Source organism: Desulfurella multipotens, from assembly GCF_900101285.1.
Taxonomy (GTDB): domain Bacteria; phylum Campylobacterota_A; class Desulfurellia; order Desulfurellales; family Desulfurellaceae; genus Desulfurella; species Desulfurella acetivorans.
The window spans coordinates 1-15086 of sequence record NZ_FMYU01000010.1; the positions used below are offsets into that span (position 1 = coordinate 1).

Below are 15086 nucleotides of genomic sequence, written 5' to 3' on the forward strand. Positions count from 1 at the left end.
ATTCCTAAAAAACCTACATTACCACACAAAGAAGCAGCTGAGTTTTTCAAATGGGGTTTTGCCCATGGTGACAAAGCTGCTGAAAGTTTGGGCTACATTCCACTGCCAAAAAACACAAAAGATAAAATAATTAAGTATTTAAATGAAAATAAATTATAAAATTTTACGTGATGTTAACCTTAAAATTAAAATAAATAAAGAGGAATAATAATGAAAAAAAAGTTTATTATTATTGACTTTTTTTTAAAACATATTTCCATGTTTTTTGCATATTTTACTTTACTTGTTATTGCGGGTTTATTTTTAGTCCTTTATATAAATTCAAAGGATGCGATAAGCCACTTTGGTTTTTTTAGCTTTATAACAAGCAACGTATGGTCTCCAGCATTTGATAAGTTTGGAGGTCTAATTGCGCTTGTTGGCACATTTCTAACAACAGTTATTTCGGCTATTATTGCTATACCTATAGCGCTTGGCATAGCAATTTTTTTAGTTGAAATTTGTCCAAATTTTTTAAAAACACCAATTGGGATAGCTATAGAATTGCTTGCAGCTATTCCTAGTGTAATTTATGGTTTTTGGGGTCTATTTTATTTAGGTCCATTGATTGAAAAATATGTACAACCTTTATTTAATTCTACACTTGCAAAACTGCCTGTTATTGGCCAATATTTTTATGGGTATTCTTCAAGTGTTAGTCTATTTACGGCCAGTGTTGTGCTTGCAATAATGATTATACCATTTACTGCAGCATTGGCTAGAGATGCGCTAAAGATAACGCCAGATTTACTTAAAGAGTCTGCATATGCGCTTGGTGCAACAAAGTGGGAAACTATCTCAAAGGTTATGTTTAGATATTCAAAAAGTGCTATTATTGGTGCTGTGCTTATAAGTTTGGGTAGGGCAATAGGTGAAACTATGGCTGTAACATTTGTTATTGGAAATCAGGACAGCCTTCCTACATCATTAATGTCTGCAACCACTACAGTTACTGCAACGATTGCAAATGAGTTTACAGAAGCAAGTTCTCACTTATATTTATCCTCAATGTATTTATTGGCTCTTATTTTATTTTTGTTGAGTTTTCTTTTGATTATTGGATCAAAAATGTTTTTTTTGAGAAAAACGGGGAATTAAAATGAGAAAACGCAAAATAAAAAATTATATTGGATTATCTATTTCTACAATTAGTGCATTTATTGGATTATTTTTTTTGTTTTGGATAATTGTCAGTTTAATTGAAAAAGGCTTTCATTATATTAACTGGTCTGTGTTTACACAAAATGCTGTATCACCTGGAGATGAAGGTGGTGGTTTAAAGTTTGCTATTTTAGGCCAATTGGAAGTTGTAGGTTTAGCATCACTGCTTGGTATACCAACTGGCATACTTGGTGGTATATATTTGAGTGAATATGGCAAAGATAGTTTTTTATCTAATATTATTAGGAATGTTTCTGATGCCATGACAAGTATTCCTTCCATAATAATAGGTATTTTTGTTTATGCGTTGGTCGTTGTGCCAATGGGTGGCTTTTCTGTTATTGCAGGTTCTATTGCGCTTGCTTTGCTTATGATACCAATTGTAATAAGCTCTATAGATAATATATTAAAGCTTGTGCCAAATGAGTTAAGAGAAGCAGCTTATGCACTTGGGGCACCAAAGTACATAGTAATTTTTAAAGTTGTAGCAAAAGAAGCTATTGTTGGTATAGTGAGTGTTATATTGCTTGCTATATCGCGAATTTTAGGTGAGACGGCTCCGCTTTTGTTTACATCATTTAACAGTAATTTTGAAAGTTACAAACTAAACAAACCTATAGCAACTCTAACTGTAACAATGTATGATTACGCTATGGGACCATATGATAGCTGGCACCATTTAGCATGGGCTGCAGCAATAATTTTGACTTTTAGTGTTTTGTTATTTAATATTGCAAGCAGATTGTTTTCTTATTGGAGGTTTAGTCGTTGAAATATATTTGTAAAATCGATGGGAAACAAAAAATTGATGTAAGGAATTTTAATTTTTATTATGGCAACAAGATTGCTTTAAAAGATCTAAATTTTTGCGTGAAAGAAAACACGATTTTGGCACTCATTGGACCATCTGGATCCGGCAAAACTACGCTTGCAAGGTGTTTTAACCGCATGCATGATTTATATGCAAATAATCGATACGAAGGTGAAATTTTTATTGATGATACAAATATTTTGGATCCTAAAATAGATTTGATAGAATTAAGAGATAGAGTTGGTATGGTTTTTCAAAAGCCTACCGCTTTTCCTATGTCGATTTTCGAAAATATTGCATTTGGTTTAAAATTAAAAGGTATCAAAAATAAAACAGAATTAAAAGATAGAGTAGAAAAAGCTCTAAAAGATGCTGCTCTTTGGGATGAAGTAAAAGATAGACTTGATAAGCTTGCCACAAATTTATCCGGTGGTCAGCAGCAAAGATTGTGCATTGCACGTGCAATTGCAGTTGACCCTGAAGTTTTGGTGTTTGATGAATCTACCGCTTCACTTGATCCTATATCAACATCAAAAATTGAAGATTTAATGGTTGAACTTTCGAAAAAGTTGACTATTATAGCAGTAACACATAATTTGCAACAGGCAGCTCGTGTATCTGAATATACACTTTTTTTAATGGATGGTGAAGTTATTGAGTACGATAAAACAAATATAATGTTTACAAACCCAAAAGATAAAAAAACACAAGACTACATTATGGGTAGGTTTGGATAGGAGCATATATGAGACTATTAGATGAAGATTTAAGACAATTGAGGGTAAAAATTTCAAATATGGCACAGGCAGCTACACGTATGTTTATTTACTCTATTGATTCATTGATAAATAAAGACCTGGAGTTGGCTCAAAAAGTAAAAGAACTTGATGATGAAGTTGATGCTTTGGATAATGATATAGATGAGTTTTGTGCAAACTTAATAGCCCTAAGGTGGCCTTTAGCTGAAGATCTAAGGATTGTTTTATCTGCTTTAAAAATCAATACATTTCTGGAGCGTATTGCTGATAATGCTACAAATATTGCAGAATGGGTAGAAAAAATTGATTTTGTAGATTTTAGAGTTGATACGAGTGAAATTTCCAATATGAAAGACAAGACTATTATTATGCTTGAAACAGCACTTGATTCCTTTTTTTCTAAAGATTATTCTAAAGCTATTTCTGTTATAAAAAGCGATGATTATGTTGATAAATGTGAGTTATCTATAATTAAAGAGATGGCACAGATAACAAATGAGCAAAATGCTTCAATTTTGACTATACCAATGATTTTTATAGCACGCGCTATAGAGCGCATTGCAGATGAAGCTACAAATATTGCAGAATTATCACTTTATATAGCAACAGGTGAAATTTTTAAGCACAAACGCATCAAAGATTTGTAAGAAATGTTTAATATACTAATTGTAGAAGATGAAGAAACAATATCTCACTTAATCGAGTTTAATTTAAATAAAGAGGGTTTCAAAACAGTTATTGCAGATGATGCTAATTACGCAATGCTTCTTTTAAAGGATTTCATACCCAATGTTATAATATTGGATCTTATGCTTCCTGGTTTACAGGGGGAAGATTTTCTTAAATTATTAAAATCTAAAAATGAGTACAAAGATATTGCTGTAATTATTTTGAGTGCAAAATCGCAAGAAAGCATAATCACAAAATTGCTTGCAGACGGAGCAGATGATTATATTGTCAAGCCATTTTCTGTAAAAGTTTTAATAGCTAAGATAAAAGCATTATTAAGAAGAATTGAAAAGAAAGATAACAAACTGATATTTAACGGTATAGAGCTAGACTTAAATACATTTAGTGCGTATTTAGACAATAAAATTCTTGATTTAACAACCAAAGAATTCGAACTTTTGAGACTTTTTTTATCAAACCCCAATAAAATTTTTTCGCGAGAAGAATTATTTACAAAAGTTTGGGGCTACGATAGTCAAGTACAAACAAGGACGGTTGATGTTCATATATCTTCTTTGCGTAAAAAATTAGGTACTAAAGCAGATATAATTAAATCAAAGCCAAAAGTAGGTTATGGCCTTATTTTATAAATTTTTATTTTTTTTAATTCTATTATTAAATTTTCTTATTAGTTTAGTTGTTTTTCATTTTTTTCATTTATTTTTATTAAGCTTAATTTTATACATTATTTTAACGATTGTACTTATAGAAGGATTTAGTCATTTAATACAAGAAAGTTTTCAAAATCATGGTAATGTTTTTTTTAGGGTTTTTCCTATTGTTAGCAAGATTATCGAAAGGCAATCTCAAAAAATCGATAAACTTAGTCTTCATAGGTCTAATCTTTTAAAAGTTATAGAAAACATCAAACTTGGCGTTTTGCTTGTTGATAGCAAAAATACCGTTATATTGTCAAATAGCTACATTTCTTTTATTTTCGGTTGCAATATAGAGCAGGGGCAATCTATAATTGATGGTTGGAAAAATTATAAAGTATTGGCACTTTTTGATAAGTTTATAAAAGAGAATTTTCAAAAAGTTGAATTTGAGCATAAAATTTTAAAATTCAATAAAATTTCTATAGAAAATGGTTACATAATAATAATTGAAGATGTAACAAAGGAAGAATCCTACCAGGCAATGAAAATGAACTTTTTTTCTAATGCTTCTCATGAATTAAAAACTCCAATTACAAGTATTGTTGGTTATGCAGAAACATTGTTATTAAATAAAGATATAGATAAAAAAGATCAGAACAAATTTCTAAAGTATATATATAAAAATGCACTTAATCTAAATGATTTGATAAACAATATTTTACAGTTAGCTGAAATAGAACATTTCAAGCAATCCAACGATGTTTTAACAGATATAAATGTAGAGGCTCTACTTTCAGAGCTTAACATCAACCATTTATTAAATAGCAAAAGTATTGAATTTATAAAAGAATGTTCAATTAAAACAATACATTTTAACGAGTATCACTTAAAAACAATTTTAAATAATTTACTTGATAATGCGTTTTTTTACACAAAAGAAGGTTATATAAAACTAAAATGCTACGAAGATGATAGTTATTATATTTTTGAAGTTGAAGATAGCGGCATTGGTATAGAAAAAAGCCATCAGGAAAAAATATTTGAGCGATTTTATAAAATAAAAAGTAAAGGTAGCGGTCTTGGACTTGCTATTGTAAAACATCTGGTATTACTCTATAATGGTTCAATTGATTTGGAAAGTACAGTTGGTGTTGGAAGTTTATTTAGAATAAAATTTCCTAAAAAAAATGAATAATTTTTGTAAAAAAACAATCTTGTGGTATAATATTTATATGATTAATTTTGTTGAAAAAATAGGGGTAATTTATGAATACTAAGTATATTTTTATAACTGGCGGTGTTGTTTCATCCTTAGGTAAGGGTATATCGAGCTCTTCTTTAGGGTTTTTATTAAAAAAAAGAGGATTTAATATTTCTATGCTTAAAATAGATCCGTATATAAATATTGATCCTGGCACAATGAACCCATATCAGCATGGTGAAGTATATGTTTTAGATGATGGCTCCGAAACAGATTTAGACCTTGGTCATTATGAGCGCTTTACAGGTTTAAGATTAACCAAAGACAATAATTTTACGACAGGACAAGTGTATTATAGCGTAATTGAAAAAGAAAGAAGAGGAGATTATCTTGGCGCTACAGTTCAAGTAATACCTCATATCACAGATGAGATAAAGCAACGTATTAAAAAAGCTGCATTAAATAAAGATATTTTGCTTGTAGAAATCGGTGGAACAATAGGTGATATTGAAGGTTTGCCATACTTGGAGGCTATAAGACAGCTAAAATTAGAGCTTGGAAGCAAAAATGCCGTATTTATTCATGTTACGCTTGTTCCATACATTAAAGTAACAGATGAGCTTAAAACAAAACCCACGCAACATAGTGTAAAAGAATTGCAGTCTTTGGGTATACAACCAGACATAATTATTGCAAGAAGCGAGATTGCTCTTGATGATTCTTTAAAACAAAAAATAGCTTTATTTTGCAACGTTGACAAAAAAGATGTAATTAACGCATGTGATGTAGATACAGTTTATGAAGTACCTGTTGCACTAAACCAAGAAGGGCTTGATTCTGCAGTTTTATCTAAGCTTGATTTACCAGATCATGGTGTTGATATAAATGAATGGAAAAAAATGGTTCATTCTATTAAATATCCAAAAGATGCAGTAGAAATAGCTTTTGTTGGCAAATATGTTTCATTAAAGGAGGCTTACAAAAGCTTAATTGAGTCATTTGTTCATTGTGGTGGAAGTTTAAATATCAAGGTAAATTTACGCTGGATTGATTCTGAAGAATTAGAAAAAGATGGTGTTAGTTTGCTTAGTGGAGTTGACGGAATTTTAGTAGCAGGCGGTTTTGGTGCAAGAGGCATTGATGGCAAAATGCTGGCAATTAAATATGCACGGGAAAATTCTATAGCTTATCTTGGGATTTGCCTTGGAATGCAAGCTGCTGTAATTGAATTTGCAAGGAATGTTTTAAAATTAGATGCAAATTCTCAAGAATTTGATGAAAAAAGTCCAAACCAAGTAATTCATATAGCGGATAAATGGGTAAAAAATGGCGTATATGTTGAAGGGAGCACAAAAAGACTGGGTGGAACAATGAGGCTTGGAAGCTACCCTTGTGTTATAGAAGAAAATACATTGGCTCACAGAATATACAATCAAACACTCATATATGAAAGGCATAGGCATAGATATGAGTTTAACACAGAGTATCTTAAATTATTTGAAGAAGCTGGTTTTATCTTTAGTGGTAAAAGTCCAGATGACAAACTGATAGAAATCATTGAGCTAAAAAATCATCCTTTTTTTATTGCAGTCCAATTCCACCCTGAATTTCAATCACGACCATTAAACCCTCATCCCCTTATTAAAGCTTTTGTTAGTTACTCATATGAATCAAGACGAGCTAAAAAAAGAGATATCTGAAAATAAGTTTAGAACTTTATATATTTTTAATAGTGATGATTATTTTCTAAAACAGACATACATAGAAAGGTTATCTAGAGCAACTGGTTTAAGCGTTCAAAAATTCACATATGAAACATTTAAAGAATTTTTAGAGGATATTCCACGTTTGTGTTGCTTTGATTTATTTAATAGTAAGGTTATAAAACACATTAAGCTTAACTTTGAACTTGAACAATTAATTGACATTATACACACAGAAAATATATTAATTTTAGATCCTATTAAGTGCTCGAGTAAAATTAAATCTGATTCAATTGTAAATTTTAGACCTTTAAGTGAAAAAGAAATAAAAACATATTTAAAAAATAAACTTAAAGATATTGATGTGCATTTGTTGGATAAAATAAGTAGTAGTCCTTTTTATTCGAATGCTACGGCTTTATATTTGCTTGTTGAAAAACTTTCGTTGTCTAAAAATTATGAGGACATTGATTTTTTAGATAATGAGCCATCTATTTTTGAAGCTATTGATACTATAGTCAACAATGATTTTGAGATATTTTGTGCCATTATTGATAAGTATAATGATTTTCCGTTAGTTTTTATTTCTACGCTTTCAACAATTTTTGTTAATGCTTTTTTGAGTTTTTATAATGTAAGTGACTCCAAAAAAACTTACTACACAAATATTGTGCGTCGGTTAGGAAAGGAAAAACTTGAAAGTTTAATAACTATTTTGTATGATTTGGATAAGTTGTATAAAAGTGCTAATATTCGTAATTTATTACCATTAAAATTAAAAATTTTTAACTGGATGGTGCAAAAGTGAAGAAATTTATCTTTGTAGTACACAATCACCAACCTATAGGCAATTTTGATAGTGTATTTGAGGAAGCTTTTAGTAAAGCTTATTTGCCATTTATTGAAGTAGCCTCTAAATTTGATAATTTTAAGTTTGCCATTCACTACTCTGGACCGCTTTTAAGGTGGCTTGCAAAAAACAAGCCTGATTTTATAGGTCTTATCAGGGATATGGTATTTAAGGGCAGGGTTGAGATACTTGGTGGGAGCTTCTCAGAAAGTATTTTGCCTGTTTGGGATTTTGATTCATCAAAAGCTCAAATTGAGTACATGAATAATTTGGTTTATGATTTATTTGGTTGCAAGCCTTCTGGAATATGGCTTGCTGAACGCGCTTGGGAGCCAAATTTACCGAGTGTCATTGATCCACTTGAGTATGTAGTAATAGATGATATACATTTAAAGCGCTGTGGTATCCAAGAAAGTGAGGTTCTAAATACAGTATTTGTGGCAGACAATGTTTTTTCAAAAGTTAAACTTTTGGCATCAAATGAAGTTTTACGCTATACTATACCTTTTAGGCAACCCCAAGAAACAATTGATTACTTTAATAATTTTAATGATGAAGCATTTTTTGTATTTGCAGATGATGGTGAAAAATTTGGTATATGGCCTGGTACATACGAGTGGGTTTACAAAAGCGCTTGGCTTGAAAATTTTTTAAATCAAATTAATAATGTTGTAGAGTTTGTTTTGCCAAAAGATTTTTTTAAAAGCTACACTGGTTTAATAAAAAGAGCTAACCCACCGACGGGTTCATACACTGAACTTGGTGAGTGGGCTTTAGGTTTTGAGGCTCAAAAGCAATACAATGATTATATGGACAAAATTAAATCTATGAATTTGTATGATTCTAAAAAACATTTCATACAAGGTGGTACATGGCGTAATTTTTTGGCAAAATATGATGAAGCAAATAATATGCATAAACGCGTATTATTTGCAAAGCAATTTTTGGATTCAAAAAATAAACAAAAAACTGAGCAATTTTTTGATGCGCAATGCAATGACGCATATTGGCATGGTATTTTTGGCGGACTATATATGCCACACTTAAGAAATGCCGTTTACGAAAATATTATATCTGCAGCTAATTTTGAAAATCCTGTTACTTCAGCTGATATAGATAATGATTATTGTGTTGAACATGTTTTGAGCAATAGTATTTTTAATGTTTTTGTTAAACCTAATTATAGTGGTTCAATTTTTGAGTTTGACATAAAACCTTTTAATTTTAATATCACAAATACAATAAAAAGACATAAAGAATTCTATCATACAAAAATTGATTATAAAAAACAAAATTCTGGTGTTGAAAGTATACATTCAGAAATTTTTGCCAAAGAAAGTGGTATAGAAAACTTTATTTTTTATGACAAAAATAATAGGTATACACTGGTGGATCATTTTGTAGACAAAGAATTAACATTAAAGGAAATTTTTGAAAGTTCTTTTAATCAAATTAATGGTATTCTAAAATATAATACCACTGCATTGGATTACAGCATCCATTTAGAAAACAAACAATTTGGCATAAGAAAAGTTTATACTATAAATAATGCAAGTTTTATGGTTGATATTTACAAAACACAAGATCAACATATACTTTACCAAGAGCTTAATTTTACTTTTTTAAGTGCCTTTTTTGATAAGCAGATAATTATAAATGAAAAAGAATACAGTATGGATTCTTTTATCGAAGAAGAATCAGATAATATTTTGTTTGTTGATAATTATAGAAAAATCTACTTCAATCTAAATTTTACACCATCTAAAGTTTTACTAGTTCCAGTATATAGTGTTTCTTTATCTGAAAGCGGGATAGAAAAGCTTTACCAGCAAACCTGCCTATTTATTAAATGTGATGTTCCAATGTTTAGTATAAAATTTGATTTACTCTAAAGAAGGCTTTAAAGCCTTCTTTAGAAGTTTGTTTAGCGGTTAAGCAAAGAGTCAATTTCTCTTAAGCGATCTTGAAGATAGCGTTTTTCTTCTTCTAAAAATTCTTTATCATAGTTGGCGCCAAAGCCTGATCGGTAACCCCAGCCGAATCCTCTTGCCCAAAAACCTCTTGCCCTACCTAAGCCTCTGCCTAAACCTCTTCCATACCATCTTGGCGCATATGTGCTATCATTAGCCCAAAGTGGCCCTCTTCCATCTCCAAATGGCATACTACACCTCCTAATTAATCATTTTTAATGCTTCATCAATGTTTTTTTCTTGTGTTTCAATGCACTTTATTCCAAACTGCTCTAAATTGTATCTCATTCCATCTCCAATTTCTCTTGCTAAAAACGCACCTACATTTTGCCTTGCAAGCAAAGATGGTATAATTCTTCCAGCACCTAAACCCCTGCCATTGTGTGAGTGGAGTGGTACTGACTCTTTTATATTTTCAATAAGCGGGTTTTGGATTTGAGAAACTAATTGATTGTTTTCATAAATATTGAAGTACTTACTTAGCGCCACATGCTTTGATATATTTTTGCCATCACTGGTTGGTATTGCCACTCTCATTAGTATCACCTCCTTCTTCAATAACTAAAGCTTTGCCATATAATAGACAATCTGTAACCTTTTTTCTTGCACTTTCTATTGTTCTTCCAAATGTAGTACGAGAAATATTCATACGCTGTGCACATTCTTCCTGGTATAAACCTTCATAATCAGCAAGCCTTAAAGCTTCAAGTTCATCGTGCAAAAGCACATTTACATGTAGCTCATTAAAAGGTACACCACATGGCTTAAAGCATTTAATTTGAGGTTTATACTCTATAAACCTTCTGCGCCAACGACCCCGCACTTAGCCTCCTTTATGGGCATATGCCCATAAAAAATATAAATCTTTTTGGACATATGTCAAGTATAATTTTGATTATTAGTTTTTATTGTTAAAATAGGCTTCTATAAGGTCTTTTGCATTTTTGAAATTACTATTTGGGAATTCGATTATTTGTATATTTTTTTCATCAAGTGCCTGTTTAATGTGTTTACCTATCTTTAAAACCAAAACGGCATCAATGTCACCAAGTGCTTCCACTTGCTTTCTATGAAATTCTACATGGTCTATTGAGGCATTTTCTTCATCGTGTTCTTCAATAGTGTTTTTTACCAAATGGCTAAATTTAGAATCATTAAATATTGCAAAGTAAGGTGCTTGACCGGTTCTTGGAAAAATTTCTAAAGAATTATCCTTTACAGGTATCGCAATTTTCATTATAACCTCCTTGTTATTTTATTAAATATTGAACTGAATAGCCATAAAATAAAAAATGTTATTACAATTGTAGCTCCAGATGGAGTGTTTAGATAATATGAGATAAAAATAGCGCTTATACATGAAATAATAGAAAATAAAATCGACCACAAAAGGACGCTTTTATAGCTTCTTGCCATATTCATACCGCTTAGAGCTGGCAATACCAAAAAGGCATTAACAAGTATTATGCCTATTAATTTTACACTTAATACAATTACGATTCCTAAAAAAATCAAAAAAAGATAATAAAATAAATCAACATTTATGCCGTTTATTTTCGCTAACTCTTCGTTAAATGTTATAAGTTGCATATGTGAAAAAAATAAACTAAACAGAACAAGTCCAATTGCCAAAAGAATTATTGAATAAACTATATCACTTGTATTTATGGCTAATATATCACCAAAGAGCATCCCAAGTATGTTGGCAGAATACCCTGAAGAAAAACTCAAAATAACAGCGCCCAAAGCCATTGTAAATACAAACATTACATTTATGGCACTATCTTTGCTTAAGCCTTTTCTGTATAAAATACCAATTAATAAGGCAGTTAGAGTAGCAAACCCAATTGGTAAAAGAAGCGTGCTTAATCCAAAAAGATAATTAAAAGCAAGACCTCCAAAAACAGAATGTGATATACCAACACCTAAAAAATTTAATCGTTGTAAAACTATAAAATAACTTAAAATAGATAACAATATTGATAAACTTATGCCTACAATCATTGATTTAATAAAAACATCCAGTATTATTTGGTTTTGTAAAATTGACATGATTCACACCCATTTGAATGTACTACAATATTTGTGTCAGAGCCATACAATACAGAAACAAGTTTTGAGTAATCTATATTTTCTGGTTTTTCGCTACAGTGAAGCTTTACATTTAAACACATAATCCTATCCACAAACCTACTTACAGCACCTATATCATGGCTAACTAAAATGATAGTTGTATTATTTTTTTGTTTTTCTTCAACCAAAATATTGTACATTTTTTCATTAAATACAGCATCAAGAGCAGTATTTGGTTCATCCAAAATTAAAAGTTGCGGTTTTTTAAGTAGACATCTTCCCAGTTCTACTCTTTGTTTTTGGCCACCAGATAATTCTTTTAAGTATTTATTTTCAATATCTAAAATCCCAAATCTATCAAGCATCAATCTTGCGTGTTCAATTTTATGTTTATCTGGTTTTTTAAAAACACTAAATGGTTTGAGATTTTCTATAAGCATAATATCGATTACCCTAAGAGGCATAGACCAGTTTATACTTGTTTGTTGCGGTAGATACGATACTTTGTTTTTTGCAATATACTCTTTAGGTTCTTTTCCTTCAATCAAGACTTTTCCGCTTGTTGGTTTAATTAGCCCTAGCATAATTTTAATTAAAGAAGTTTTGCCTGCTCCATTTGGTCCAATTATGCTTACGAATTCTGAAGTTTTAATAACAGCATTAATATTGTCAAGGACAAGTTTTTTATCGTAAACCAAACTGACATTTTGAATTTCAATCATTTATAGCACTTTTTAATTTTTCTAAATTGTACTCAAGTAGTTTTGTATAGCTATCTTGATTATTGTCTTTTGAGTTTCCAAGTGGACTTAAGTATACTGGTTTGTAATGTTTTTCTTTGGCTATCGCTTGAGCTTGTTTTGACCTAAAAGCATAAATTACAATACCTTTTTTGCATTTACAATTTTCTAAAAGTTTAAAATTTCCTATTGAAAGCTCACCAGAGCCTTCTTGGAGCATTTTAGCGCATGTTTTTTGGCCAAAGCTTGAAAGAAAATAATCAAATGCAGGGTCAACTTCTACAATACATATATTTTTATTTTTAAATAGATTTTCATAATTTGTCTGAATATGCGATATTTGTTGGCTTAAGACTTTAGCGTTTTGCATAAAAAATTGACAATTTTTTGAATCAATTTTGCACAAATTTTTTGCAATTTCAAATACAGCAGTATTTTTGACAAAATTCATATCAAGCCAAATGTGTGGGTTTGCAATTATTTGTCCTTTTAATATTTTTTTTTCAATAGGATTTGTGTAATAGTCCGAAAGCATTAAAGTATTACCTTTTATATTATTTTTTACTTTATCAAACCAAAACTCAAAACCATAACCCACGCCAATAACTAAATTTGCTTTAGATAATTCTTGTACATCTTTTGGTGTTGGATTAAAAAAATGTGGGTTTGCATTTTCTGGAACAATAAATCTTGTATCAATTTTATTTTGGCCAATCTGTTTTACAAGGGCACTTAAAATATAGGTACTTGTTACAACAAGTGGTTTTGAGAATGCATTTTGTACAAAAAATAAAACAAATAAAACAATAAATAATGATTTTTTCATTGACCTTCCTCCATAAAAACCTTGTTATAAAACTCATCAATATTTGTCAACTCAGCTACAGCCCAAAATGGTTTGTGTTTTTCCTGGTCTATTGGAACATTATACAGGTTTTTGGATTCAAATTCCAGCAAAACACCCCCTGATTCTTCAACTATAAGTTTTGCAGCTGCAAAATCTATAATTCTGGAAGGTTGAATATGAAAAAAAACATCTATTCTGCCACAGGCTAAATAACACAAATCTAGCGCCACACTACCCATTGATCTTACACGATAAAAGCTTTTATAGATTTTTTTTAAATCATCTAAATTAGTTTGTCGCTTTATTCCTTCAATTGCTGCAATGTAATTTTTTAGTGAGAGTTTTTTTATTTGTTTACCGTTTAAATAAGCACCATTAGATTTAGAAGCAAAAAACTCATCTGATGTTGATAAGTTTAACACATACGCTTCATTTATGAAGTCGCTTGAATCTGATGTAGAATAAGCAATAGAAAAAGCACTATATGGTATACCCCTTTTGGCATTTAAACTTCCATCTATTGGATCAACTATAAATAATGGGTACTTTTGTCCAAAATCTAAAAATCCACTTTCTTCACTAAGTAATGTGCATTTTATTGATTCTTTTATTATTGATTCGACAACGATTTCCTGAGCTTTTTTGTCAATATACACACTTACATCACCAAAGGGATTTTCTTCAAACTCAAAGCTCGCTATTTTTTCGCCAAAAAATTTATTTAATTGTTGGATTTTTTTCCCTAAATTTTTAAAAAAATCAATATATATCATTTTCGATTTTTTCTATGGCTTTTATGACATCTTCTATAAGCCAGCTTGGTGTGCTTGCACCTGCTGTTATGCCAACATTTTCAACACCTTCAAACCACTCTTTTTTTAGTTCTTCTTTTGTTTCTATATGGTAGACTTTTTTGCAAAAGTTAAGACAAATTTCATATAACTTGCGTGTGTTTGCAGAATTTTTGCCACCTATTACTATCATAAGGTCAGAATTTTTTGCAAGCTCTTTAGCTGATTCCTGTCTTTTTTCTGTTGCATCGCATATCGTATTGAATATTCTAATTTCTTTTGCTTTTTTTACAAACTCTGAAACAATAGACACAAAATTATCCATAGATTGTGTAGTTTGTGATATGACACCTATTTTTTGAGCTTCAATATTTTTTGCTTCTTGTATCGAATTTATTACTTGAGCTTTGTAGTTAGCATAAGCAATATGAGCTTTAACTTCTGGATGATTTTGATCTCCAACTATGACTACAAAATAGCCTTCTTCATATAATTGTTTTGCGTAATCTTGTGCTTCTTTTACAAAAGGGCAGGTTGCGTCAATACACTCTAAGTTTTTTTCGCTTATTTGCTCATATACTTGCGGTGGTATACCATGCGAGCGAATAAGCACAGCATTTTTTGCCTCGTCTATGGTTTCAACCACCTTTAATCCTTTTTTTTCATATTCACCTACAACCTGTGGATTATGTATTATAGGACCTAAACTATAAATTATTTCGTTTTTTTTTAGAGCTTCGTCTGCTATTTTTATAGCCCTTTTTACACCATAGCAAAAACCAGCATTTTCAGCTATTCTAATTTTCACGGTTGT

General features: G+C 30.5%; 18 protein-coding genes. 9 read left to right on the top strand and 9 right to left on the bottom strand.

Features of this window, described 5'->3' with window-relative positions; all coding sequences use genetic code 11:
- Nucleotides 1-210: 210 nt before the first annotated feature.
- The 9 genes from pstC to BLQ93_RS07110 all read left to right on the top strand — a co-directional run bounded on the left by pstC (nt 211) and on the right by BLQ93_RS07110 (nt 9743).
- Nucleotides 211-1137 (top strand): phosphate ABC transporter permease subunit PstC, encoded by a 927-nt coding sequence (pstC, locus tag BLQ93_RS07070; protein ID WP_025392061.1) that lies wholly within the window; start codon nt 211-213, stop codon nt 1135-1137.
- Nucleotide 1138: 1 nt separating this feature from the next.
- The gene (pstA, locus tag BLQ93_RS07075) at nt 1139-1972 is read left to right on the top strand and encodes a phosphate ABC transporter permease PstA (protein WP_092129217.1); all 834 of its coding nucleotides are present in this window, start codon (nt 1139-1141) and stop codon (nt 1970-1972) included.
- On the top strand, nt 1969-2748 hold the full coding sequence (gene pstB, locus BLQ93_RS07080) for a phosphate ABC transporter ATP-binding protein PstB (protein WP_092129219.1): 780 nt from the start codon (nt 1969-1971) through the stop codon (nt 2746-2748). The genes pstA and pstB overlap by 4 nt, the downstream gene beginning before the upstream one ends.
- Nucleotides 2749-2756: 8 nt before the next feature.
- Nucleotides 2757-3416: a phosphate signaling complex protein PhoU gene (phoU, locus tag BLQ93_RS07085; RefSeq protein ID WP_092129221.1), complete on the top strand. Its 660-nt coding sequence runs from the start codon at nt 2757-2759 to the stop codon at nt 3414-3416.
- A 3-nt stretch (nt 3417-3419) separates the two neighbouring features.
- Nucleotides 3420-4088, top strand: coding sequence for a winged helix-turn-helix domain-containing protein (locus BLQ93_RS07090; protein WP_025392057.1), 669 nt, complete (start codon nt 3420-3422; stop codon nt 4086-4088).
- A complete protein-coding gene (locus BLQ93_RS07095; protein ID WP_092129223.1) occupies nt 4072-5292 on the top strand; it encodes a sensor histidine kinase in 1221 nt (406 codons plus the stop codon). Before BLQ93_RS07090 ends, BLQ93_RS07095 begins: the two co-directional genes overlap by 17 nt.
- A gap of 71 nt (nt 5293-5363) precedes the next feature.
- Entirely contained in the window at nt 5364-6998 is a 1635-nt protein-coding gene (locus tag BLQ93_RS07100; RefSeq protein ID WP_025392055.1) for a CTP synthase, read from the top strand.
- Nucleotides 6964-7809: a DNA polymerase III subunit delta gene (locus BLQ93_RS07105; RefSeq protein WP_092129225.1), complete on the top strand. Its 846-nt coding sequence runs from the start codon at nt 6964-6966 to the stop codon at nt 7807-7809. Before BLQ93_RS07100 ends, BLQ93_RS07105 begins: the two co-directional genes overlap by 35 nt.
- Complete coding sequence (locus tag BLQ93_RS07110) at nt 7806-9743, top strand: alpha-amylase/4-alpha-glucanotransferase domain-containing protein (RefSeq protein ID WP_092129227.1); 1938 nt, start codon at nt 7806-7808, stop codon at nt 9741-9743. The genes BLQ93_RS07105 and BLQ93_RS07110 overlap by 4 nt, the downstream gene beginning before the upstream one ends.
- A 32-nt stretch (nt 9744-9775) precedes the next feature.
- On the opposite strand, the gene BLQ93_RS07115 is transcribed toward BLQ93_RS07110, so the two are convergent.
- The 9 genes from BLQ93_RS07115 to BLQ93_RS07155 all read right to left on the bottom strand — a co-directional run bounded on the left by BLQ93_RS07115 (nt 9776) and on the right by BLQ93_RS07155 (nt 15080).
- Complete coding sequence (locus BLQ93_RS07115) at nt 9776-10012, bottom strand: DUF5320 family protein (protein ID WP_092129229.1); 237 nt, start codon at nt 10010-10012, stop codon at nt 9776-9778.
- Nucleotides 10013-10022: 10 nt separating this feature from the next.
- Nucleotides 10023-10358 (bottom strand): NifB/NifX family molybdenum-iron cluster-binding protein, encoded by a 336-nt coding sequence (locus tag BLQ93_RS07120; protein ID WP_092129231.1) that lies wholly within the window; start codon nt 10356-10358, stop codon nt 10023-10025.
- Complete coding sequence (locus BLQ93_RS07125; RefSeq protein ID WP_025392050.1) at nt 10333-10644, bottom strand: DUF134 domain-containing protein; 312 nt, start codon at nt 10642-10644, stop codon at nt 10333-10335. The genes BLQ93_RS07120 and BLQ93_RS07125 overlap by 26 nt, the downstream gene beginning before the upstream one ends.
- A 75-nt stretch (nt 10645-10719) precedes the next feature.
- A complete protein-coding gene (locus BLQ93_RS07130) occupies nt 10720-11058 on the bottom strand; it encodes a NifB/NifX family molybdenum-iron cluster-binding protein (protein WP_092129233.1) in 339 nt (112 codons plus the stop codon).
- The gene (locus BLQ93_RS07135; RefSeq protein ID WP_092129235.1) at nt 11058-11873 is read right to left on the bottom strand and encodes a metal ABC transporter permease; all 816 of its coding nucleotides are present in this window, start codon (nt 11871-11873) and stop codon (nt 11058-11060) included. Before BLQ93_RS07135 ends, BLQ93_RS07130 begins: the two co-directional genes overlap by 1 nt.
- Nucleotides 11849-12616 carry a metal ABC transporter ATP-binding protein gene (locus tag BLQ93_RS07140; protein WP_025392047.1) on the bottom strand — a complete coding sequence of 256 codons (768 nt, stop codon included), beginning with the start codon at nt 12614-12616 and terminating at the stop codon, nt 11849-11851. The genes BLQ93_RS07135 and BLQ93_RS07140 overlap by 25 nt, the downstream gene beginning before the upstream one ends.
- Complete coding sequence (locus BLQ93_RS07145) at nt 12609-13460, bottom strand: metal ABC transporter substrate-binding protein (protein WP_092129237.1); 852 nt, start codon at nt 13458-13460, stop codon at nt 12609-12611. Before BLQ93_RS07145 ends, BLQ93_RS07140 begins: the two co-directional genes overlap by 8 nt.
- Nucleotides 13457-14254 carry an inositol monophosphatase family protein gene (locus tag BLQ93_RS07150; RefSeq protein ID WP_092129239.1) on the bottom strand — a complete coding sequence of 266 codons (798 nt, stop codon included), beginning with the start codon at nt 14252-14254 and terminating at the stop codon, nt 13457-13459. The genes BLQ93_RS07145 and BLQ93_RS07150 overlap by 4 nt, the downstream gene beginning before the upstream one ends.
- The gene (locus tag BLQ93_RS07155) at nt 14241-15080 is read right to left on the bottom strand and encodes a 4-hydroxy-3-methylbut-2-enyl diphosphate reductase (RefSeq protein WP_025392044.1); all 840 of its coding nucleotides are present in this window, start codon (nt 15078-15080) and stop codon (nt 14241-14243) included. The genes BLQ93_RS07150 and BLQ93_RS07155 overlap by 14 nt, the downstream gene beginning before the upstream one ends.
- Nucleotides 15081-15086 lie beyond the last annotated feature (6 nt).

Excerpts from the sequence above, each read along its gene's own strand:
- pstC (WP_025392061.1), top strand. The coding sequence starts at position 211 with ATGAAAAAAAAGTTTATTATTATTGACTTTTTTTTAAAACATATTTCC.
- pstA (WP_092129217.1), top strand. The coding sequence starts at position 1,139 with ATGAGAAAACGCAAAATAAAAAATTATATTGGATTATCTATTTCTACA.
- phoU (WP_092129221.1), top strand. The coding sequence starts at position 2,757 with ATGAGACTATTAGATGAAGATTTAAGACAATTGAGGGTAAAAATTTCA.
- BLQ93_RS07090 (WP_025392057.1), top strand. The coding sequence starts at position 3,420 with ATGTTTAATATACTAATTGTAGAAGATGAAGAAACAATATCTCACTTA.
- BLQ93_RS07095 (WP_092129223.1), top strand. The coding sequence starts at position 4,072 with ATGGCCTTATTTTATAAATTTTTATTTTTTTTAATTCTATTATTAAAT.
- BLQ93_RS07100 (WP_025392055.1), top strand. The coding sequence starts at position 5,364 with ATGAATACTAAGTATATTTTTATAACTGGCGGTGTTGTTTCATCCTTA.
- BLQ93_RS07105 (WP_092129225.1), top strand. The coding sequence starts at position 6,964 with ATGAATCAAGACGAGCTAAAAAAAGAGATATCTGAAAATAAGTTTAGA.
- BLQ93_RS07115 (WP_092129229.1), bottom strand. The coding sequence starts at position 10,012 with ATGCCATTTGGAGATGGAAGAGGGCCACTTTGGGCTAATGATAGCACA.
- BLQ93_RS07120 (WP_092129231.1), bottom strand. The coding sequence starts at position 10,358 with ATGAGAGTGGCAATACCAACCAGTGATGGCAAAAATATATCAAAGCAT.
- BLQ93_RS07130 (WP_092129233.1), bottom strand. The coding sequence starts at position 11,058 with ATGAAAATTGCGATACCTGTAAAGGATAATTCTTTAGAAATTTTTCCA.
- BLQ93_RS07135 (WP_092129235.1), bottom strand. The coding sequence starts at position 11,873 with ATGTCAATTTTACAAAACCAAATAATACTGGATGTTTTTATTAAATCA.
- BLQ93_RS07140 (WP_025392047.1), bottom strand. The coding sequence starts at position 12,616 with ATGATTGAAATTCAAAATGTCAGTTTGGTTTACGATAAAAAACTTGTC.
- BLQ93_RS07145 (WP_092129237.1), bottom strand. The coding sequence starts at position 13,460 with ATGAAAAAATCATTATTTATTGTTTTATTTGTTTTATTTTTTGTACAA.
- BLQ93_RS07150 (WP_092129239.1), bottom strand. The coding sequence starts at position 14,254 with ATGATATATATTGATTTTTTTAAAAATTTAGGGAAAAAAATCCAACAA.